Annotated in this window: 21 protein-coding genes and 3 tRNA genes; 20 read left to right on the forward strand and 4 right to left on the reverse strand. The window is 62.8% G+C overall.

The genetic code is table 11. The features are described 5' to 3' along the window. Nucleotides 1-11: 11 nt before the first annotated feature. Nucleotides 12-1295, forward strand: coding sequence for a YeaH/YhbH family protein (locus ACFOEV_RS13675; RefSeq protein WP_386774829.1), 1284 nt, complete (start codon nucleotides 12-14; stop codon nucleotides 1293-1295). A 24-nt stretch (nucleotides 1296-1319) separates the two neighbouring features. After that, nucleotides 1320-2870 carry a SpoVR family protein gene (locus tag ACFOEV_RS13680; RefSeq protein WP_386774831.1) on the forward strand — a complete coding sequence of 517 codons (1551 nt, stop codon included), beginning with the start codon at nucleotides 1320-1322 and terminating at the stop codon, nucleotides 2868-2870. Between the two features lie 70 nt (nucleotides 2871-2940). On the opposite strand, the gene ACFOEV_RS13685 is transcribed toward ACFOEV_RS13680, so the two are convergent. Next, complete coding sequence (locus ACFOEV_RS13685; protein ID WP_386774833.1) at nucleotides 2941-3258, reverse strand: high-potential iron-sulfur protein; 318 nt, start codon at nucleotides 3256-3258, stop codon at nucleotides 2941-2943. Nucleotides 3259-3586: 328 nt separating this feature from the next. Between ACFOEV_RS13685 and ACFOEV_RS13690 the strand changes: the two genes are divergently transcribed. From ACFOEV_RS13690 to ACFOEV_RS13700, 3 genes are all read left to right on the forward strand, one after another. Then, nucleotides 3587-4054 (forward strand): methylated-DNA--[protein]-cysteine S-methyltransferase, encoded by a 468-nt coding sequence (locus tag ACFOEV_RS13690; RefSeq protein WP_386774835.1) that lies wholly within the window; start codon nucleotides 3587-3589, stop codon nucleotides 4052-4054. 118 nt (nucleotides 4055-4172) lie between these two features. Continuing rightward, nucleotides 4173-4448 carry an Lrp/AsnC family transcriptional regulator gene (locus ACFOEV_RS13695; RefSeq protein ID WP_386774837.1) on the forward strand — a complete coding sequence of 92 codons (276 nt, stop codon included), beginning with the start codon at nucleotides 4173-4175 and terminating at the stop codon, nucleotides 4446-4448. A gap of 88 nt (nucleotides 4449-4536) precedes the next feature. Next, complete coding sequence (locus ACFOEV_RS13700) at nucleotides 4537-5394, forward strand: DNA/RNA non-specific endonuclease (protein ID WP_386774839.1); 858 nt, start codon at nucleotides 4537-4539, stop codon at nucleotides 5392-5394. Nucleotides 5395-5510: 116 nt separating this feature from the next. On the opposite strand, the gene ACFOEV_RS13705 is transcribed toward ACFOEV_RS13700, so the two are convergent. The 3 genes from ACFOEV_RS13705 to ACFOEV_RS13715 all read right to left on the reverse strand — a co-directional run bounded on the left by ACFOEV_RS13705 (nucleotide 5511) and on the right by ACFOEV_RS13715 (nucleotide 5881). Beyond that, nucleotides 5511-5597 (reverse strand) — tRNA-Leu (locus tag ACFOEV_RS13705). 35 nt (nucleotides 5598-5632) lie between these two features. Continuing rightward, nucleotides 5633-5719, reverse strand: a tRNA-Leu gene (locus ACFOEV_RS13710). Between the two features lie 75 nt (nucleotides 5720-5794). Continuing rightward, nucleotides 5795-5881: transfer RNA gene (locus ACFOEV_RS13715), tRNA-Leu, on the reverse strand. Nucleotides 5882-6104: 223 nt separating this feature from the next. Between ACFOEV_RS13715 and rnr the strand changes: the two genes are divergently transcribed. The 15 genes from rnr to ACFOEV_RS13790 all read left to right on the forward strand — a co-directional run bounded on the left by rnr (nucleotide 6105) and on the right by ACFOEV_RS13790 (nucleotide 20148). Continuing rightward, nucleotides 6105-8546 (forward strand): ribonuclease R, encoded by a 2442-nt coding sequence (gene rnr, locus ACFOEV_RS13720; RefSeq protein ID WP_386774841.1) that lies wholly within the window; start codon nucleotides 6105-6107, stop codon nucleotides 8544-8546. A 2-nt stretch (nucleotides 8547-8548) separates the two neighbouring features. After that, nucleotides 8549-9346, forward strand: a complete 798-nt coding sequence (rlmB, locus tag ACFOEV_RS13725) for a 23S rRNA (guanosine(2251)-2'-O)-methyltransferase RlmB (protein ID WP_386774843.1) — start codon at nucleotides 8549-8551, stop codon at nucleotides 9344-9346. Between the two features lie 129 nt (nucleotides 9347-9475). Further along, nucleotides 9476-9865, forward strand: a complete 390-nt coding sequence (rpsF, locus tag ACFOEV_RS13730; protein ID WP_386774845.1) for a 30S ribosomal protein S6 — start codon at nucleotides 9476-9478, stop codon at nucleotides 9863-9865. A gap of 24 nt (nucleotides 9866-9889) precedes the next feature. Next, a complete protein-coding gene (rpsR, locus tag ACFOEV_RS13735; protein WP_016415881.1) occupies nucleotides 9890-10117 on the forward strand; it encodes a 30S ribosomal protein S18 in 228 nt (75 codons plus the stop codon). Nucleotides 10118-10129: 12 nt separating this feature from the next. After that, nucleotides 10130-10981, forward strand: coding sequence for a hypothetical protein (locus tag ACFOEV_RS13740; protein ID WP_386775135.1), 852 nt, complete (start codon nucleotides 10130-10132; stop codon nucleotides 10979-10981). Between the two features lie 15 nt (nucleotides 10982-10996). Continuing rightward, complete coding sequence (gene rplI / locus ACFOEV_RS13745) at nucleotides 10997-11443, forward strand: 50S ribosomal protein L9 (RefSeq protein WP_386774848.1); 447 nt, start codon at nucleotides 10997-10999, stop codon at nucleotides 11441-11443. A gap of 134 nt (nucleotides 11444-11577) precedes the next feature. Beyond that, entirely contained in the window at nucleotides 11578-12375 is a 798-nt protein-coding gene (locus ACFOEV_RS13750) for a FadR/GntR family transcriptional regulator (RefSeq protein WP_386774850.1), read from the forward strand. Further along, nucleotides 12375-13523, forward strand: coding sequence for a galactonate dehydratase (gene dgoD / locus ACFOEV_RS13755; protein WP_386774852.1), 1149 nt, complete (start codon nucleotides 12375-12377; stop codon nucleotides 13521-13523). The genes ACFOEV_RS13750 and dgoD overlap by 1 nt, the downstream gene beginning before the upstream one ends. Before the next feature lie 11 nt (nucleotides 13524-13534). Continuing rightward, nucleotides 13535-14500 (forward strand): 2-dehydro-3-deoxygalactonokinase, encoded by a 966-nt coding sequence (locus tag ACFOEV_RS13760; protein WP_386774854.1) that lies wholly within the window; start codon nucleotides 13535-13537, stop codon nucleotides 14498-14500. 11 nt (nucleotides 14501-14511) lie between these two features. Next, the gene (locus ACFOEV_RS13765; RefSeq protein WP_386774856.1) at nucleotides 14512-15123 is read left to right on the forward strand and encodes a 2-dehydro-3-deoxy-6-phosphogalactonate aldolase; all 612 of its coding nucleotides are present in this window, start codon (nucleotides 14512-14514) and stop codon (nucleotides 15121-15123) included. Then, a complete protein-coding gene (locus tag ACFOEV_RS13770; protein WP_386774858.1) occupies nucleotides 15120-15998 on the forward strand; it encodes an SMP-30/gluconolactonase/LRE family protein in 879 nt (292 codons plus the stop codon). Before ACFOEV_RS13765 ends, ACFOEV_RS13770 begins: the two co-directional genes overlap by 4 nt. A 249-nt stretch (nucleotides 15999-16247) precedes the next feature. Continuing rightward, nucleotides 16248-17741, forward strand: coding sequence for a carbohydrate porin (locus ACFOEV_RS13775; protein ID WP_386774860.1), 1494 nt, complete (start codon nucleotides 16248-16250; stop codon nucleotides 17739-17741). A 196-nt stretch (nucleotides 17742-17937) separates the two neighbouring features. Continuing rightward, on the forward strand, nucleotides 17938-19326 hold the full coding sequence (gene dnaB, locus ACFOEV_RS13780) for a replicative DNA helicase (protein WP_386774862.1): 1389 nt from the start codon (nucleotides 17938-17940) through the stop codon (nucleotides 19324-19326). Nucleotides 19327-19419: 93 nt separating this feature from the next. Next, complete coding sequence (locus ACFOEV_RS13785) at nucleotides 19420-19707, forward strand: hypothetical protein (protein ID WP_386774864.1); 288 nt, start codon at nucleotides 19420-19422, stop codon at nucleotides 19705-19707. 138 nt (nucleotides 19708-19845) lie between these two features. Continuing rightward, nucleotides 19846-20148, forward strand: a complete 303-nt coding sequence (locus ACFOEV_RS13790; RefSeq protein ID WP_386774865.1) for a DUF6482 family protein — start codon at nucleotides 19846-19848, stop codon at nucleotides 20146-20148. Nucleotides 20149-20216 lie beyond the last annotated feature (68 nt).

Here is a 20216-nt window from a genome sequence, read left to right on the forward strand (position 1 = left end):
TGGAGGTCAGTATGAGCTATTTCATCGATCGACGAGCCAACGCCAAGAACAAGAGTGCGGTCAACCGGCAGCGCTTTCTTGACCGCTATCGGACGCATATCAAGCGCTCCGTGGAGGAGGCGGTCAACCGCCGTTCGATCACCGACATGGAGCGCGGCGAGAAGGTGTCGATCCCGACCCGGGACATCTCCGAGCCGGTATTCCAGCATGGCCCCGGCGGGAAGCGCAGTATCGTCAGTCCTGGCAACAAGGAGTTCGTCGAAGGCGATCGCCTGCGTCGACCCAGTGGCGGCGGTGGCGGCGGTGGCGCCGGGGAAGGCGGCGCCTCGAACCAGGGCGAAGGCATGGACGAGTTCGCCTTCAGCCTGACGCGCGAGGAATTTCTCGACTTCGTCTTCGATGGCCTGGAGTTGCCACACCTGGAGCGCAAGCAGCTGCTGGATCTCGAGGAGGTGCGTCCAGTGCGCGCGGGAATCTCGCGCGATGGCGTGCCGGCACGTATCAATATCGTGCGCTCCATGCGAGAAGCCCAGGCGCGGCGTATTGCCATGCGCGCGCCGATTCGCCGTGCGCTGCGCGAAGCTCGCGCAGCGCTGGAGGCCGAAGAACGCAAGGACTCGGTATTGCGAAACCCATCGCGGATCGCCGAACTCAAGGCCGAGATCGAGCGCCTCGAGAAGCGTCTCGAAGCGGTGCCCTTCATCGACACTTACGACCTGCGCTACAACAACCTCATCAATCAACCGCAACCGTCCAACAAGGCAGTGATGTTCTGTGTGATGGACGTTTCCGGGTCCATGACCCAGTCACACAAGGACATCGCCAAACGTTTCTTCCTGTTGTTGTACCTGTTCCTGGAACGCAACTACGAGAAGGTCGAGCTGGTCTTCGTGCGCCACCATACGGCGGCCAAGGAGGTCGATGAAGAGGAATTCTTCTATTCCCGGGAAACCGGCGGAACCATCGTGTCCAGTGCCTTGTCCCTGGTCGACGAGATCGTCACCGATCGCTATCCGCCTTCGCAGTGGAACCTGTACGTGGCGCAGGCTTCGGATGGCGACAACTGGGACGACGACTCCACTACCTGCCGCGAGCTGTTGCTGAAGTCCTTGATGCCGCGACTGCAGTACTTCACCTACGTCGAGATCACTCCCCACGCCCATCAGGCGCTCTGGGAGGAGTACGAGACGGTGGCGGCCGAGTTCCCGTCACGTTTCGCCATGCGCCAGATCGTCGAAGGGGGGGACATCTATCCGGTATTCCGCGAACTGTTCCGTCGTCGCGCCGAAGCCTGAACTGGTCCGCCTCCAGGAGGATGTATGACCCGACGCACTCCCATCGCCACCGGTTCCGACTGGAATTTCGATATCCTGCACGACTTCGAGCAGGAGATCGCCCGACTGGCCGATGAGTATCGTCTCGATACCTACCCCAACCAGATCGAGGTGATCACCTCGGAGCAGATGATGGATGCCTATGCCAGTGTGGGCATGCCGGTAGGCTATCACCACTGGTCCTTCGGCAAGCAGTTCCTGGCCGTGGAGCAGGCCTATCGCCGCGGGCAAATGGGCCTGGCCTACGAACTGGTGATCAACTCCGACCCCTGCATCGCCTACCTGATGGAAGAGAACACCCTGATGATGCAGGTGCTGGTGATGGCGCATGCCTGCTATGGGCACAACTCCTTCTTCAAGGGCAACTATCTGTTTCGGACCTGGACCGATGCCGGGTCGATCATCGACTACCTGGTATTTGCCCGCAAGTACGTCGACGAGTGTGAGGAGCGTCATGGCGTGACGGCGGTGGAGCAACTTCTCGATGCCTGTCATGCCTTGCAGAATTATGGCGTCGACCGCTACAAGCGACCCTCGCCGATCTCCCCTGAGGAAGAGGCTCAGCGTCAAGCGGAACGCGAGGCCTACCTGCAGTCACAGGTCAACATGCTATGGCGCACCATTCCCGACCGCCAGCGTGGCGAAAATCATGAGGACGAGTTCGACGAGGAAGATCCGCTTGGCCTGCACCTGAGTGGTCGCTATCCACCGGAGCCCCAGGAGAACCTGCTCTACTTCATCGAAAAGAACGCACCGTTGCTGGCGCCCTGGCAGCGCGAGATCGTGCGTATCGTGCGCAAGCTGGCACAGTATTTCTACCCCCAGCGCCAGACCCAGGTGATGAACGAGGGCTGGGCGACCTTCTGGCACTATACCCTGATGCACCGCATGTTCGACGAGGGCTTGGTCGACGAGGGAATCATGCTCGAGTTCCTGCAGTCGCACACCGCGGTGGTCAACCAGCCGGGTTTCGACAGCCCGTATTACAATGGCATCAACCCCTATGCCCTGGGGTTCGCGATGTTCAGCGACATCAAGCGCATCTGTCAGGAACCCACCGACGAGGACCGCCACTGGTTCCCGAACATCGCCGGCAGCGACTGGCTGGAAACCTTGCATTTCGCCATGCGCAACTTCAAGGACGAGTCCTTTATCCAGCAGTTCCTGTCGCCCAAGGTGATTCGCGATCTCAAGCTATTCACCGTGGTCGATGACGATCAGGATGAAATGTTGACCGTCAGCGCCATCCACAACGAGCGCGGCTATCAACGCATCCGTGAGGAGCTGTCGACGCAGTATGCGTTATCCGTGCGGGAACCCAATATCCAGATCTATTCGGCCGATATCCGTGGCGATCGTTCGCTGACCTTGCGCCATGTCCAGGATCGTCGTCGGCCGCTGGCCAAGAGCGTCTACCCGGTAATGCGCCATCTGTATCAACTGTGGGGATTCCCGGTCAAGCTGGAGTCGATCCAAGACGACGAAGTGGTGCGTCGTTACCAGTGGCCCTTGCCCGATGACGACCTTCGCGATTGACACCTCAACGCCAATGCGCCGCTGACCAGGCCAGCGGCGCATTGACATTCAGGGGAAGAAAGAGCGTCCTTTAGCCACTACGTGCCGTCCAGGATTGGCACCAGCCACCTGGTTCGACACTGTTGTTGGGAAAGAGCTGGCAGCCTTCGCTATCTGGCTGGAAGAACATGCAGTTGGAACAGGTTTCGCCTTCCTCGTAGGCCGGATGATCGCTGGCATCACTGGCATTTTCCACATAGTTGAGGGCTTGAGCATCCGGGGAATTCGGATCCAGGCGTGGCAGATCCTGTGCGAAAGCGGTCCTGGACAGTACGCCGACACCCAGTGGCAGGGCGGCGAGGCCCAGCAGGCTGTGGCGCATGAAGTCACGACGACTCTGATTTGCCATGGTCTCTCCTTTATCATCCTTTAATGAGTACCGGCACTGCCTTGCCAGGGGCAGTGAGGTGCTCCACGTCACGGTTACCGGGCGGTTGGCTAGCGCTGGCAAGCTCCGCCTCTGCCTGTTCCGACGTCGGTGGACACGGGACAGGTAGCTGGCCATTTGATGCTGGCCGTTCTACAACTTTGTTATCGCCTGAGCTCCGACAGATGCGGTGATCCGGAGTTCGTCTTTTCATCCTAGACGAAAGGCCTTGGGGGGCGCGAATTCCGCCATGGCGATGCGGCAATCGGTCGCGGACGCCTGTGCACCGATGAATTATCAAGGAGTGAGCATGTATTACTGTCGCTTTCCATCGCCAATGGGCGAGATCTTGATCGCCGGGCAGGAGTCGGGACTGAGTCATCTGGTTTTCATGGAGGGCGACGGTGCATTGACGGTTCCGGATGACTGGCAGCGTGATGATGAGCGCTTTCGAGAGGCCCGCGACCAGGTGCTGGGCTATCTCGAAGGGCGCCGGCATACCTTCAGTCTCGAGCTGGCGCCCCAAGGCAGTGATTTCCAGCGCGCGGTCTGGGCGGCGCTGCTGCGCATTCCCTATGGCGAGACGCGCACCTATGGCGACCTGGCCCGGCGCCTGGGGCGCGACAAGGCGGCGCGTGCGATTGGCGCAGCCAGTGGTGCCAATCCCTTGCCCTTGTTGATCCCCTGTCACCGGGTGGTGGCTGTCGATAGCCTGGGTGGCTATAGCGGAGGGCAGGCACTGAAGAAGCGCCTGCTGGCTCTGGAGGAAGCCCTATAGGCACCCAAGACGCTGCCGCGATGATGCCGATTCTGTCGAAGCGGGGGCACTGTTATACTCGCGCCACCGCTATTGTTGCCGACACCAGCAGGTTGGCAGCCAGTTAGGAGGAATGATCATGCAGAATGCCGTAATTCTGATCAATACCGAGAAGGGCCAGGTCAGGGCCGTCGCCGAGCGTCTGGCCGATGTCGAGGGCATCAGCGAAGTCTACTCCACCTGTGGCCGCTATGACCTGGTGGCCATCGCCCGTACCCGTGATTTCGAGAGCCTGGCTCAACTGGTCACCGAACACCTCAATCGGGTCGAGGGCATTCGCGACACCGAGACCCTCAACGCCATGCAGGTGCACTCCCGCCATGACCTGGAGACCATGTTCTCGGTGGGTTGGTAAGTCCTTGCTGGAGTGGTGATGGATCGTGGCCGCTCGCGGGTGTCGGCAACCAGTGCCGGCGTGTCTGATGTAAGTAAGTGGTCGCTCAATGAGAAAACGGACTTCCCTGTGGCGCCGTCAGGCGCGCAATCTCGGTATCAGCCTGGTATTCGTCCTGGTCGCCACCGGGCTGTGGTACACCCAGGAGCAGGACTATCGCGATCGACTGAGCTGGATGGGGGTGCCCACCTGGGACGCCCTGACGCCAACCAATGTGCATCGTGTGTTGCGCAACGATGGCTTTCTGGTGGGGTGGTCGGACGTGCGCGTCAACCCGCTATGGGTGAGCTATTATCTGCGCGCCGTGGAGAACCCGCGTGCCGGATCGCGTCCGGATTTCCAGCGCGACTGGCGTGCCCTGTGGCCGATCGCCGCCGATAGCTATTTCGGTAGCGGTTACGATCGCGGCCATCTGGCGCCCAACTATGCCATCGCTGCCGTGCATGGCCGCGCCGCCCAGCAGGATACCTTCCTGATGAGCAACATTTCGCCGCAGCGTCCCGATCTCAATCGTCGACTATGGCAACGGTTGGAAGAAGTGGTAATCGATCATTTCGTTCCGCGTTTCGGCACACTGCAGGTGATCACCGGACCGGTGTTTCCCGAGCGGTTCTTCGAGAATGCGCTTAATCGTGTGGGGCTGGTGGAAGTCCCCGCGGCTTTCTACAAGATCATCGTGGTGCCCGCCAAGGAGCCGCTGGCGCTGGCTTTCATCATGCCCCAGACGGTCAGGGGAAATGAGCCTCTGGATCGCTATGTGGTGAGTATCGATGAGGTCGAGGCGCGCACCGGCTTGAATTTCTTTCCCAACCTGCCGCAAGAGACGGCTACGTTGCTGGAAGGGCGAATACATACTCAGGGGTGGGCTCTGGAGAAGGTGGCACGCCTGCCGGGACGTTACGAATAGCGTCCCCGTGCCGGGCAGACGAAAACCTCGCGCTTGTTGCGAGACGTCGCTATTCGGAAAAAACATGGCAAAGAAAAAGTCGGGAAACGATCATGACACGATGGGAGCACCGGGGATGGTGCCCAGGAGAGGACTTGAACCTCCACGTCCTTACGGACACTAGCACCTGAAGCTAGCGCGTCTACCAATTCCGCCACCTGGGCGTGTCATGTCGGCTGTGTTCGCTTGGCTGGGCCGATGGTGCCCAGGAGAGGACTTGAACCTCCACGTCCTTACGGACACTAGCACCTGAAGCTAGCGCGTCTACCAATTCCGCCACCTGGGCGAACACAAGCCTATCGAGCTTTGAAGAGCGGTGGGATCTTCATCCCGCGATATCCACATGACGCCCGGATATCGATGGTGCCCAGGAGAGGACTTGAACCTCCACGTCCTTACGGACACTAGCACCTGAAGCTAGCGCGTCTACCAATTCCGCCACCTGGGCAAGTGGCGCGTATGATACCGATTCCCTCGAACAATGCAAGCCTCTGGCAGCGTGCGCGGAGGACTTTTTGGCCCCTCATCGAGGGCCGGTCCGACACAAGAAAACAGTGGATGGTTGGGTCACGCCTTTCGCGGCGCTATACTGCTGCCATGATCATGAATCCCCGTTGTATTGCCTCACGCCCGCGTTGTCTCGCTTATTCTTTTTCAAGGACGTTTACCGCATGACTCATTGGACGCTCAGCGACGACCCCCACGCGGAACGTGAAGCCCACAAGTACGATAGCCCCGTGCCCAGCCGCGAGTATTTGCTCGCCCGGCTCGAAGAGTACGGCAAACCCATCACGCATGAGAACATGAGCCGCATGCTGGGCCTCGAGGACGAGGAGCAGATGGAGGCCGTGCGCCGGCGCCTGGCGGCCATGGAGCGCGATGGCCAAGTGCTGCGCAATCGGCGTGGCGCCTACGCCTTGATCGACAAGCTCGACCTGATCAAGGGCAAGGTGCTGGGACACCGCGACGGTTTCGGCTTTTTGATTCGCGACGATGGCAAGAAGCCCGACCTGGTGCTGCCACCACGGCAGATGCGTCGGGTCTTCCATGGCGACCACGTGCTGGTACGCGTCAGTGGTCGTGACCGCCGTGGCCGCGATGAGGCCACCATCGCCGAGATCATCGCCCGCAATACCCAGACCATCGTTGGCGTCTATCGCCAGAACAATGCCGAGTTCGGGGTGCTGATCCCCGAGAATACGCGTATTCCCCTGGAGGTGATCATTCCCCATAGCGCCTGTGGTGGCGCCAAGGATGGGCAGGTCGTCTCGGCGCGTATCGTCCAGCAGCCCGAGACCCGGGTACAGCCGGTAGGCGAGGTGGTCGAAGTGCTCGGCGAGCGCATGGACCCCGGCATGGAAATCGATATTGCCATTCGCAGTCACGATATCCCCGCGGACTTTCCCCCGGACGTCGACGAACAGATCGCCGGCATGTCCGCCGAAGTCCTCGAGCAGGACAAGGCGCACCGCATCGATCTGCGCCACCTGCCGCTGGTGACGATCGACGACGAGACGGCCAAGGACTTCGACGATGCCGTGTGCGCCTGGAAGACCAAGTCGGGGAGCTGGAAGCTGGTGGTGGCCATCGCCGATGTCTCCCACTATGTGCGTCCCGGCAGTGCCCTCGATCGGGAAGCCCACACGCGCGGCAACTCGGTGTACTTCCCGGGCCAGGTGGTGCCGATGCTGCCGGAGCTGCTGTCCAACGGCTTGTGTTCGCTGAATCCCGCCGTCGATCGTCTGACCCTGGTGTGTGAGTTGAACATCTCGAAAACCGGCACGATCAGCCGCTACCGCTTCTATGAAGCCGTCTTCCGGTCTCATGCGCGCCTGACCTATAACAAGGTCGGCAAGATACTCCAGGAGTCTGACACTGCCGAAGGGCGTGAACTGCGTGAGCAGTATCGTGAACTGGTTCCGTCGCTGGAGAATCTGCACGCCCTCTACAAGCTGCTGCGCGGGGCGCGCATCGAACGGGGTGCCATCGACTTCGAGACCACCGAAACGGCGATCATCTTCAATGAAGAGCGCAAGATCGAGACCATCGTGCCGCGGCAGCGCAACGATGCTCACAAGATCATCGAGGAGTGCATGCTGGCGGCCAACGTGGCCACCGCCCGTTTCCTCGACAAGCACGACCTGCCGGCATTGTATCGCGTCCACGAGCCGCCGCCTCCGGAGCGTCTCGACAGGCTGCGGCTGTTCCTCAACGAATTGGGGCTGTCGCTGGGCGGGGGCGACGATCCCACGCCGCAGGACTATCAGGCGCTACGCGAGGTGATCAAGGATCGCCCCGATGCCGACATCATCCAGACGGTGATGCTGCGTTCGATGAACCAGGCGGTGTATTCGCCGCACAACGAGGGCCATTTCGGCCTGGCCTATCCGGCCTACGCCCATTTCACCTCGCCGATCCGTCGCTATCCGGACCTGCTGGTGCATCGTGCCATCCGCTCGGTGATCCGCGGGCCGCGCCAGACCGCCACCGTACTGCGCGCCGAGGGAGCGCCGGTAGATCCGCCAAGCAAGTGGTGTCCCTACACCTTCGAGCAGATGGTCGAACTCGGCGAGCACTGCTCGATGACCGAACGCCGTGCCGACGATGCCACCCGCGATGTGGAAGACTGGCTGAAGTGCGAGTTCATGTCCGACAAGGTCGGTGAGGTGTTCGAGGGCACTATCGCCTCGGTGACCCAATTCGGTATCTTCGTGCGTCTCGACGAGGTCTTTGTCGAAGGTCTGGTGCATGTCACCTCGTTGCCCTCCGATTATTACCACTACGAGCCGGAGAAGCACCGCTTGAAGGGGGAGCGCTCCGGTATCGCCTATCGCCTCGGTGACGGTGTCACGGTGCTGGTGGCGCGGGTCGATCTGGATGAACGCAAGATCGACTTCGACCTGGTCGACGACAAGCCGCGGCACAAACGCGCTCCTCGCCGCAAGCCAGGGCTCGATCAGGGGGCGCCGGGCGCCACCGCCAGTGACAAATCGGCCGCCGACAAGCCGGCCGGCAAGTCCCGCTCGCGGCGTCGCAAGCCCCGCGGCGGCGAGGGAGAAGACGCCAAGGGTCCTCGTCGCGGGCCGCGCAAATCACGGGGCGGGAAACGTTAGTGGTGATCAAGAAACGACGCTCCGGCCGTCGTGGCCCACAGGCGCCTGGCAACTTCGATGCGGTGCATGGCGTGCATGCCGTGCGCGCACTGCTCGATCGCGGCGAGGCGCCGCGCGAGTTATGGATCCAGGAAGGTGGCGCCGCCGCGCGCCTCTCGGAACTGATCGAGTGCGCCCGCTCGCGTGGTGCGCGTGTCGTCGCCCAGTCCCGCGAGGCCCTCGATGACCTGTCCCAGGGGGCGGCCCACCAGGGCATAGTGGCCTTCTGCCCGCCGCTGGCCGCGGAGGGCGAGGAATCGTTGTGGCTCAAGCTCGGCGCCTGGCCGCGGGAAGAACCGCCGCTGCTGCTGATCCTCGATGGCGTCACCGACGTGCACAACTTTGGCGCCTGCCTGCGTAGCGCCGATGCCGCTGGCGTGCACGGGGTGATCGTGCCCAAGGACAAGGCGGCCCCGCTCAATGCCACGGTGCGCAAGGTCGCCTGTGGTGCGGCTGAAACGGTACCGGTCTATCAGGTCACCAATCTGGCACGAGCCATGGCGCGTCTCAAGCAACTGGGAGTGTGGATCACGGGGACCGCCGGGGAGGCCGAGGCCAGTGTCTACGACGGTGATTATACTGGTCCTTGTGCGCTGGTGATGGGCGCCGAAGGCAAGGGGCTGCGGCGTCTGACCCGTGAGGCATGCGACGGGCTGGTCAAGCTGCCCATGGCCGGCCAGGTATCCAGCCTCAATGTGTCGGTGGCCACCGGCATCTGCCTGTTTGAGGCGGTGCGTCAGCGTCGGCTTGCAACGGCGTAAGGCGATCACTACAATTACGCGGCCCATCCGAGTGCTCGGTTGGGTATTCACACCCGAAAATCACTCCTTGCTTCCCCTGGCATCGTGCTCACGGTCCCTCTGGAAGCTGCCAAACCGTAAGGAGATATCATGCGTCATTACGAAATCGTGTTCATGGTCCACCCGGACCAGAGCGAACAGGTTCCGGCGATGGTCGAGCGTTATACCAGCCTCGTCACCGAGAGCGGGGGTACCGTACATCGCCTGGAAGATTGGGGGCGCCGCCATCTGGCCTACCCGATCAACAAGATCCACAAGGCTCACTACGTGCTGATGAACGTCGAATGCCGCGGCGAGACACTCGATGAAATCGAGAACATCTTCCGCTTCAACGACGCCATCATTCGCAGCCTGGTCGTGCGCTGCAAGGAAGCCATCACCGAAGCCTCTCCGATGATGAAGCCGGCGGAAGAGAAGCGTCCGCGTCGCGAAGACCGGCCGCGCGAGCGCTCCACCGAAACCGCTGAAGAAGCCCACTGATTCCGCACGTAGAGGAGACTTTCAATGGCACGTTTTTTCCGTCGCCGCAAGTTCTGCCGTTTCACCGCTGAAGGCGTGAAGCAGATCGATTACAAGGATATCGATACGCTCAAGGCCTACATCACCGAGACCGGCAAGATCGTCCCGAGCCGTATCACCGGCACGCGGGCGCGTTATCAGCGTCAACTGTCCACCGCCATCAAGCGGGCACGTTACCTGGCGCTGTTGCCGTACACCGATAGCCACCAGTAAGCCCATCGCGTGATGCTTCCGATCGCCCGCTGGCTGATGCGCGGCACCCCCCATGCGGCGGGGGCCGCGGCCCTGGCGGCAGTGGTGCCCTGGCTGTTCTGGTTGAGCGCTTCCGTTGCCGCCTTGGTGACCCTGCGCCGCGGACTGGGACCCGCCATGCCGGTGATCCTTGGCGCCGCCCTGCCGTCCGGCTGGTGGTGGATGCAAGGGGATGCCATTCCGTTGGCCAGTGTCCTGCTGGTGACGCTGATGGCCGTGGTGCTGCGTTCGCGCATGCGCTGGAGTGAGGCGCTGATCGCCGGCGCCCTGGTCGCTGCCGGTATGGTGCAGCTGGGCATCTTCCTGCCCCCCGGCGGTGCTGGTGCCCTGCTCGAACAGGTGCGTCAGGGATCGCCGGAGGTCGAGCGCATGCTCACGGAGTTCGCCGACCAGGGGATCGCCACGGAACAGATAGCGGCACTGCTGATCGGTGGCATCACCGGCCTGATCGTGCTGCTGGCGGCCGTGGCCTGTCTGGCCCTGGCACGGAGTTGGCAGGCCGGGCTCTATAACCCGGGCGGTTTTCGCAGCGAGTTTCATACGCTGCGTCTGGCGCCCAGGGAATTGGTGACGCTGGTGGTGCTGGGCGTGATCAGCATGGTGCTGGGGCTCCCGGCGCTGGCCATGTTCGCCTGGGTGCCGCTACTGGTGGCGGGTATCGCGCTGATACACGGTATTATTGGTATCAAGGGGATGAACGGGCTCTGGCTGGTGGCTTTCTATGTGCTGCTGATTACCACCTGGCCCATGATTCTGATAGTGCTGCTGTTGGCCTTCATCGATACGCTCGCGGATTTCCGCGTGCGCGTGGCCCGCAGCGACTGACAAGAGGTTAACGAGATGGAAGTCATTCTGCTCGACAAGATTGGCAAGCTGGGTGCCCTGGGTGACAAGGTCACCGTCAAGCCTGGCTATGGTCGCAACTACCTGGTGCCTTATGGCTTGGCTGTGCCGGCCACCAAGGAAAACGTGGCAGCCTTCGAGGCCCAGCGCGCCGAGCTCGAAGCTCAGGCCGCCGAGCGCAAGGCTGAAGCCGAGGCTCGTGCTGCCCAGCTCGCCGAAATCGAGTTGTCGCTGGTCGCCAAGGCCGGCGACGAAGGCAAGCTGTTCGGTTCCATCGGGCCGCGTGATCTGGCCGAGGCCATTGCGCAGGCCGGCATCGATATCGCCAAGAGCGAAGTGCGCATGCCGGAAGGTCCGATTCGCCAGACCGGTGAATACGACATCGCGCTGCAGTTGCACGCCGAAGTCAGTGCCAGCGTTCGCGTGGTGGTCGTGGCCGAGTAAGCCGCTGATCGTCACCTGACGCCAAGGGGCGCGCGGAGTTTTCCGCGCGCCCTTTTTTGCGCTTGTTTAATTGTCAGACATTTTCTATGATTTGTCTGATTATAGTTTTCGCAGTGACGAGGAGGCCAGCCGTCATGCCCGATTCCCGTCTCTCCCGGCTTGCCCCGGCCCCGTACGATGGCGATGCCGAGGCGCTGGCCAGGACCCTGGCCCATGCCATTCTCTCGGGGCTCTGGTCACCGGGGGACGATTTTCCCACGGAGCTGGAGCTAGGCCGTCACCTCGCCGTCAGTCGCAACCGCGTCCGTAATGCGCTGGTCAGCCTGGCCAGCACCGGGCTCGTGGAGCGCACCGCCGGCCGCGGCACGCGAGTCCGCGAGATCGGCGACTGGCACCTGCTCGATCCGCAGATGAGCGACTGGATGACCGGCCTTGCGGCGCCGCATCCGCAACTGGTACGCGAGATCTTCGCCTTCCGCCTGTCGGCCGAGCCGCATGTCGCCGAGCTGGCGGCCAGTGCCGCGGACGCTCAGGACCTGGCGCGACTCGAGGGTGCCTATCTCGGCATGCGCGATAGTGCCGACACGCCTGAGCGACGCGCTGAGCATGCCGAGCACGATGTGGCCTTCCATGCAGCCATCTACCGTGCCAGCCATAACCTGGTATGGCGCCAGATGGGGCATTTGCTGCGTCCCTCCATCGTCGCCTTGATCCAGCACTCCCACCACCAGGCCGGTTCCCTGGATGACAGTCTGGAGCGCCACTGGCGGGTGATGGAGGCGATTCGCCTGCGCCAGCCGCGGGCGGCGCACCAGGCGGCCCGCCAGGTTCTCGAGCGTACCGCCAGCGACCTGGGGCTGACGACGAGCGATACCGCCACCGAGGTAGCCGCAGCGACGTCCTCCGTTCCTCAACTACAAGGAGCTTCCTGATGAAAATCACGCGACTCAAGACCTGGCAGGTGCCTCCGCGCTGGCTGTTTCTCAAGATCGAAACCGACGAGGGCTGTTATGGTTGGGGCGAGCCGGTAATCGAGGGGCGGGCGGCCACTGTCGAGGCCGCGGTGCACGAGCTGGCCGACTACCTGGTCGGTCAGGATCCGCACCGTATCGAACACCTGTGGAATACCCTTTATCGTGCGGGTTTCTACCGCGGTGGGCCGATCCTGATGTCGGCCATTGCCGGCATCGACCAGGCCTTGTGGGATCTCAAGGGGCGCGATCTCGGCGTACCCGTCCACCAGTTGCTGGGCGGCGCGGTGCGCGACAGGATGCGCATGTACGCCTGGACCGGCGGCGACCGACCCAGCGATGTGGGCGCCGGCGCCAGGGAGTTGGTCGAACAGGGCTTCACCGCCTTCAAGATGAACGGCACCCCGGAACTGCAGATCGTGGACTCGCACCGCAAGATCGACGAGGCGGTAGCTCGCGTGGCCGAAGCGCGCGAGGCAGTGGGGCCGGACGTGGGGATCGGCATCGACTTCCATGGCCGCGTGCACCGGCCCATGGCCAAGGCGCTGCTGCGCGAGTTGGAGCCGTTCCACCCGATGTTCGTCGAGGAGCCGGTGGCACCCGAGCACCTGCCATGCCTCAAGCAGATCGCCGGCGGGCTCGGTTACCCCATCGCCACCGGCGAACGGCTGCATACCCGCTTCGAATTCCGCGACCTGCTCGCCGATGGCATGGTCGACGTGGTGCAGCCGGATCTGTCGCATTGCGGTGGCATCAGCGAGGGGCTGAAGATCGCCGCCTTGGCCTCGGCATATGACGTGGCCTTGGCGCCGCACTGTCCCCTGGGCCCGTTGACCCTGGCCGCCTCGCTGCAACTGGATGCGGTGTGCCATAACGCCTTCATCCAGGAGCAGAGCATGGGGATTCACTACAACCAGGACAACGACGTGCTCGACTATCTGGTCGACAAGTCGGCGCTCAAGATCGAGGACGGTTTCTGTGCTATCCCTCAAGGCCCGGGGCTAGGTGTGGAGATCGACGAAGGCTTCGTCGAGGAACGTGCCAAGGTGGGGCACCGCTGGCGCAATCCGGTGTGGACGCATGAAGACGGCTCGGTCGCCGAATGGTAAGGGAGGTGAGCATGGTTAGCCGTGAGCGGCTTGGCTGGATTGCCGTGGATTGGGGGTCGAGCAATCTGCGCGCCTGGGCAATGAGCGATGCCGGCGAGGTACTGGCCCAGGGCGGCTCCGACCAGGGCATGCTGGCCCTGAAGCCGGAGCACTACGAGGCGGCGCTGCTGGGCGCGGTGTCCGACTGGCTGCCGGAGAGCGGTGTCGTCGACGTGGTCGTCTGTGGCATGGCCGGGGCCCGGCAGGGCTGGCGGGAAGCCGCCTATCGCGAAGTGCCCACTCGCCTGGAGGCGCTGCTCGATGGTGCCGTGATGCCCGACGTGGAGGATTCCCGTCTGCGGGTTTGCCTGCTGCCGGGGCTTTGCCAACAGCGCGACGCTTCCGGGCGTGAGTTCGACGTGATGCGCGGTGAGGAGACGCAGCTCGCGGGGTTGGTCGCACTCGACATGGGGTTCACGGGCTGGGCATGCTTGCCCGGTACCCACGCCAAGTGGGCGTATCTTTTCCAAGGCGAGCTGGCGCGCTTCCAGACGTTTCTGACCGGCGAACTCTATCGGTTGCTGGCCGCGCGCTCGGTCCTGCATCACTCGCTGGGCGAGGATGACCTGGACGATACGTCATGCCGCGAGGCGTTCGTGACGGCGGTAGGCGAGAGCGTCGCCCAGCCCGCCCGTTTCAGCCAGCGGCTGTTCGGCATTCGCGCCAGCGATCTGCTCGACGCGAACCTGCCGAGGGGCGACGCGCGTGCTGCCATTCTCGCGGCACGCCTTTCCGGTCTTGCGATCGGCCTCGAGCTGGCCGCGATCGGCGTGGAGTTGCCGCCCGGCGAGCCGGTGAGCCTGGTCGGAGCCGAGGCGCTATGTCGGCGTTATGCATTGGCACTGGAGACCCTGGAAATCCAGAGTCGCATCATCGATAGCGAACGAGCGGTGCTGGCCGGCTTGGGTCAGGCCAGGCGCGCCCTCGACGCAACCTGAACGGAGGCCGCATGTCATTTCCCTTGGTAGGCATTCTCCGCGGTATCACCCCCGATGACGCCGTGGAGATCGGCGAAGCGTTGCTGGACGCCGGGATCACCCGCATCGAGGTGCCGCTCAACTCCCCCGATCCCCTGGAGAGCATCCGCCTGTTGGTCGATCGCTTCGACGAGCGCGCCCTGATCGGCGCCGGTACCGTGTTGACCCGCACCGAGGTGCGCGAGGTGCATGCTGCTGGAGGGCGCCTGATCGTATCGCCCAACTGCCGCCCGGCCGTGATCGAGGAGACCGTGCACCTGGGCATGCGTTCGCTGCCTGGTATCGTCACCCCCTCGGAGGCGTTCGATGCCCTGGACGCCGGCGCCAGTGGCCTCAAGCTGTTTCCCGCAGTGCAGGTGGGCATCGAAGGCATGCAAGCGGTGCGCACCGTGCTGCCAGCGGGGACCGAACTCTACGCCGTCGGTGGCATCGGTGCCGATAACTTCGCCGCCTGGCGCGCCGCCGGCGTGGATGGCGCCGGGCTGGGCAGCGCACTCTACCGGCCAGGGTTCAGCGCGGCCGAGGTAGGTGCACGGGCCCGCACCCTGGTGGCCGCCTGGCAGGCCGCCGGGAGGGCGACATGAACGGGCACGAAGCGAGGCAGGTGCTAGCCTGTGGCTGTGAGCTGGGGGAAGGGCCGCTGTGGCATGCCGCTGACAGCCGTCTCTATTGGTGCGATATCCTCGCCGGCCGGTTGCACTGGCTGGACCCGGCCAGCGGCGAGTCGGACTGGGCAGACTTCGGCCGCTATATCTCCCTGGCGGTGCCACTGGAAGGTGGCGGGATGATGGTGGCCGGCGAGAACCGCCTGGAACGCTTCGAGCCCGCCACGGGGCAGCGAGAGGCGCTGATGGACTTCGAGGCCGACAATCCCCTGACCCGTCCCAACGATGGCCGTGTCGATCGTCACGGCTACCTGTGGCTCTCCAGCATGGGCAAGGCCGCCGAGCCTGGCGCCGGCAGCCTGTATCGCCTGCATCGTGGTGAACTGGTGCGGCTGCGTAGCGGCATCACCATCCCCAATGCCATCAGTTTTTCGCCCGATGGCAAACGGGCCTATTTCGCCGATACGGCGCGCGGGATGGTCTTCACCTGGGCGCTCGATCCGCAGGGCTGGCCACTTGGCGAGCCAGTGCCCTGGTTCGATAGCGCGGCACGCGAGGGTGCCCCCGACGGTGCGGTAGTCGACAGCGAGGGCGCCATGTGGCTGGCCCTGTGGGGGGCCGGCAAGGTCGTGCGCTTGTCGCCGGACGCTCGGATCATCGATGAGATTCGCGTGCCCACCTCGCAGCCCTCCTGTCCCGCCTTCGGCGGTGGGCGCCTCGATCGGCTGTATATCACCACCGCTCGCGAAGGTATGGGCGAAGCGCAGCGCCAGCGCGAGCTCCAGGCCGGCGACCTGTTCGTCGCCGCCCTGAAGACGCCGGGTCTGGCAGAGCCATTGTTGCGGCTTGGGTAGGCCGCGTTCGTTCGAACAAATCCTTTAGACATTGGTAGTAATATTACGTTTTTCCTTTTGCGACTTGCTCCTTAAACGATTAAGTTTCCATGAGTGATCGCCACGAGCTTGATTCGATCACGTCACATCCTCGAAGAGGAGGGGGAGGGACACAGGGAAGCGGTTGTCGTTCGACTTTTGTCTTAAACGATTAAGTTTCCTGGGTTCGGCGCTCCCGTTGAGAAAACAACCATAAAAGGATTCGCTTCAATGAATGCAGCTATGCTCAGAACCCCACTCGTTGTCGCCATTGCTGCCGTCAGCCTGGGGGTGAGTGGCGTTGCCACCGCGGATGATGCCAGCCTGGAGCAGCGCCTGGCCGAGCTTGAGGCCCGCATCGCTGCTGCCGAGCAGCGTGCCGAGGTCGCTGAACAGCGTGCTGAATTGGCCGAGCAGCAGGCCGAGTCACGCCTCAGCGACGCAGAGGTCGAGGAGCGCTTGGCCAAGGTCGAGCGCCAGGCCAGCGGCGAGGAGGGATTCTCCTTCAATGCGTATGCCCGTTCCGGCCTGTTGATCGGTGAAGATGGCAAGAGCGCGGAGGGCGGTCCCTACCTGACCCCGGCCGGTGGCCTGGGCGGCGCCGTGGGGCGCCTGGGTAACGAACCCGATACCTATGCCGAAGCCATTCTCAATTACCGTCAGACTTACGATAACGGCGCCAAGGCCAAGTACACCACCATGCTGGCCGATGGCACCACCACCAGCAATGACTGGAACGACGACTCCAACCTCAACGTGCGCCAGGTCTATGCCGAGTTCAGCCAGTTGCCGAGCTTTACCGGGGCCTTCGAGAACGCCTCGATCTGGGCCGGCAAACGCTTCGATCGCGATAACTTCGATATCCATTGGCTCGACAGCGATTTCGTGTTCCTGGCCGGGACCGGGGCGGGGATCTACGACATGCAGTTCGCCGACAACTGGAAGTCGAACTTCTCGCTCTACGGCCGCAGCTTCAGCGAATTCCCCGTCAGCAGGGAAACCCCCGGCCTTACGGACGATACCGACAACCTGATTCTCACCACCAACAACTACTTCGGTAACTGGCAGTGGATGATCAACGGCATGTCGGCGGCCGACAACGACGAGCGGGTACTCGACAGTGGCGAGTCGGCCGCGGATACCGGCGTGCACACCATGGTGGCCTATCATGGCGACAGCTTCTTCGGCATCAGCGAGGGCAATTTCAAGGTCGCCTTGTTGCACGGTCAGGGGCTAGGTGCCCAGGTCAAGGGCATCGGCAGCGATGGCAACCTCACCGAGGACGCCACCGCGACACGCCTCGGCCTGTACGGTACCACCTACCTTGCGCCGCGCTGGCGCATCGCCCCGGCGATCCTGGCCGAAACCAGCAAGGACCGCTACGCCGAGGACGATGAGTTCCAGTGGTTCACTTTCAACACTCGCCTCGCCAACGAGATCACCCAGAATTTCGAGATGCAGTACGAGGCCAGCTACCAGTACATGGATCTCGACCAGGGAGCGGGCGGTAACGCCGCCAAGGGCGACTACACCAAGCTGACCATTGCGCCGACCTTCAAGCCTCAGATAGGTGGCTTCTGGCAACGACCGGAAATCCGCCTGTTCGCCTCTTGGAGCGACTGGGACGAGGAACTCAACGATTTCAGCGACAGCGACGCCTTCGGCAGCGAAGAGTTCACCGGCGGCCAGTGGACCTTCGGGGTGCAGATGGAGACCTGGTTCTAATCAAGATTCGGACCATACTACAGGTAACGGCGACCCGGTCGTGTCGCGACGGCCGAGTCTCTGTTTCGATCTTTCCCCGTGGGCAGCGATGCCCACGGGGATTTTCCTGTCGGCGTGGCTTGCGGAGCATAGGGTGTGGCGCGGTGATGGGGTAGAATGAGCCCGCTTCCCGTATTGCCGAAGGTCCTTGCCCGCCATGAATGAATCTGTCGAGCTCGATCAGGAAACTGCCGCGCTGAAGGTGCCACCGCATTCGCTGGAGGCCGAGCAGTCGGTATTGGGTGGCCTGATGCTCGACAATCAGGCCTGGGATACCGTTTCCGAACGCCTGGTGGCAGGGGATTTCTACCGCTATGAGCATCGTCTGGTGTTCAATGCCATGCAGTCGCTGGCCGAGGGTGGGCACCCGCTGGATGTGGTGACCCTGTCCGAGGCACTGGAGAATCGCGACCAGCTCGATACCGTGGGGGGGCTGGCCTACCTGGCCGAGTTGGCCCGCAATACGCCTTCGGCGAGCAATATCCGCGCCTATACCGATATCGTTCGCGAACGGGCCACGCTGCGCAAGCTGATCCAGGCCGCCAACCAGGTCGCCGAAAGCGCCTTCAGTCCCCAGGGCCGGCCTGCCGATGAGCTGGTCAACGAGGCCGAGCGACTGGTGTTCCAGATCAGCGAAGAGCGCCCCAAGTCCGGTGGTCCCATCGGCATGAGCGAGTTGTTGGCCAAGGCGGTGGATCGCATCGACGAGCTGTTCAACATGCAGGGCCAGATGACCGGGCTATCCACCGGCTTCCGCGATCTGGATGATATGACCTCGGGTCTGCAGCCCTCGGACCTGGTGATCATCGCCGGGCGCCCCTCGATGGGCAAGACCACCTTTGCCATGAACCTGGTCGAGCATGCGGTCATCTCCAGCGACAAGCCGGTGATGGTGTTCTCCATGGAGATGCCCGCCGATGCCCTGATGCTGCGTATGCTGTCGTCACTGGGGCGTATCGACCAGACTCGCGTACGCACCGGTCAGCTCGAGGACGAGGACTGGCCGCGGCTGACCTCGGCGGTCAACCTGCTCAAGGACAAGCAGCTGTTCATCGACGATACCGCGGCGCTGTCGCCCAACGAGATGCGTTCACGGATTCGCCGCCTGGTGCGCGAGCACGGCAATATCGGCCTGATCATGATCGACTATCTGCAGTTGATGCAGATCCCTGGCTTTTCCGAGAACCGCACCGGCGAGATCTCGGAGATCTCGCGCTCGCTGAAGGGGCTGGCCAAGGAGTTCGGATGTCCGGTCATCGCCCTGTCGCAGCTCAACCGCTCCCTCGAGCAGCGGCCCAACAAGCGCCCGGTGATGTCGGATCTGCGCGAGTCCGGCGCCATCGAGCAGGATGCCGATGTCATTGCCTTCGTCTATCGCGACGAGGTCTATAATCCGGATAACCCCGACAACCAGGGCCTGGCGGAGCTGATCATCGGCAAGCAGCGTAACGGTCCCATTGGCACCGTGCATATGGCGTTCATTGGCAAGTACACGCGCTTCGAGGATCTGGCCCCCGACAGCTATGGGCAGCATTTCGGCGAGTGAGGGGTATCCCCGATCTCAGGAGCCAGAGACTTGAGCCCGTGGGTATGAGGCTTATAATGCCGCCCCTCACTACAGGCATGGAGACGAGAGGATATGGCAGGCGGATTTCGGCGTGGCAAGCGCACCCCCAAGCTGGAAGCGCGCGGCGAACTGCAGGAGATCGAGCGTGAAGGTCCCTTCAAGGAGTGGCTGGGCATGCCGGATCTCTATCGCTATCGCTTGGTAGTGGACGGCGAAACCTACAGTTACCAGACCGAAGAGGCCGAGATTCCGGTACAGGTCGGTGACCGGGTGGTGTTCCGCTACAAGGAGACCAAGGCCGGAAAGTGGGTCGACCGCAATTCCCTTGGCAAGGCCATCGATCCCTCCAGCTATCAGTAGCCCGGGAACCTGATGGGTGGGATAGGGTCACATACCCAACATCGTATGGACATGACATTGTCATAGGGCGCAGCCATGCTGTGCCCTATTTATATACGGTGATCGCCAGTCGGTTTGGCCAATCAAGGGGAAGGATCCATGGAACTAAGTGACTTAAAGGCCTTCGTCGGCCATCAGGACAACTTCGAGATTCGCGTAATCACTCATGCCAGCAGCCGCTTTTACCAGATCGAGATGGAAGACGTGGAAGGCAACCGCCATATGCTGACCCGGCGTGGCAAGCCGATGCTATTCCGTTCGCTGGATGACGTCTACCTGGAGCTCAAGCGCAGCGGCATCCATCGTGCCTATCTCGTGCAGTACGATGCCCACGACGAGATGATCGGGCGAGCAACCCACTATCGGGATCCGCTGACCTCGCGTATGCCGCTGGTGTTCTGATCGTTACCCATCGCGACCACACTTCCCAGGCCGCCGGTTCGTGTGCATGGCGAACGCGGTGGCGATCG

It is taken from the genome of Litchfieldella rifensis (assembly GCF_042646605.1).
In the GTDB taxonomy this organism is placed as follows: Bacteria; Pseudomonadota; Gammaproteobacteria; order Pseudomonadales; family Halomonadaceae; genus Litchfieldella; species Litchfieldella rifensis.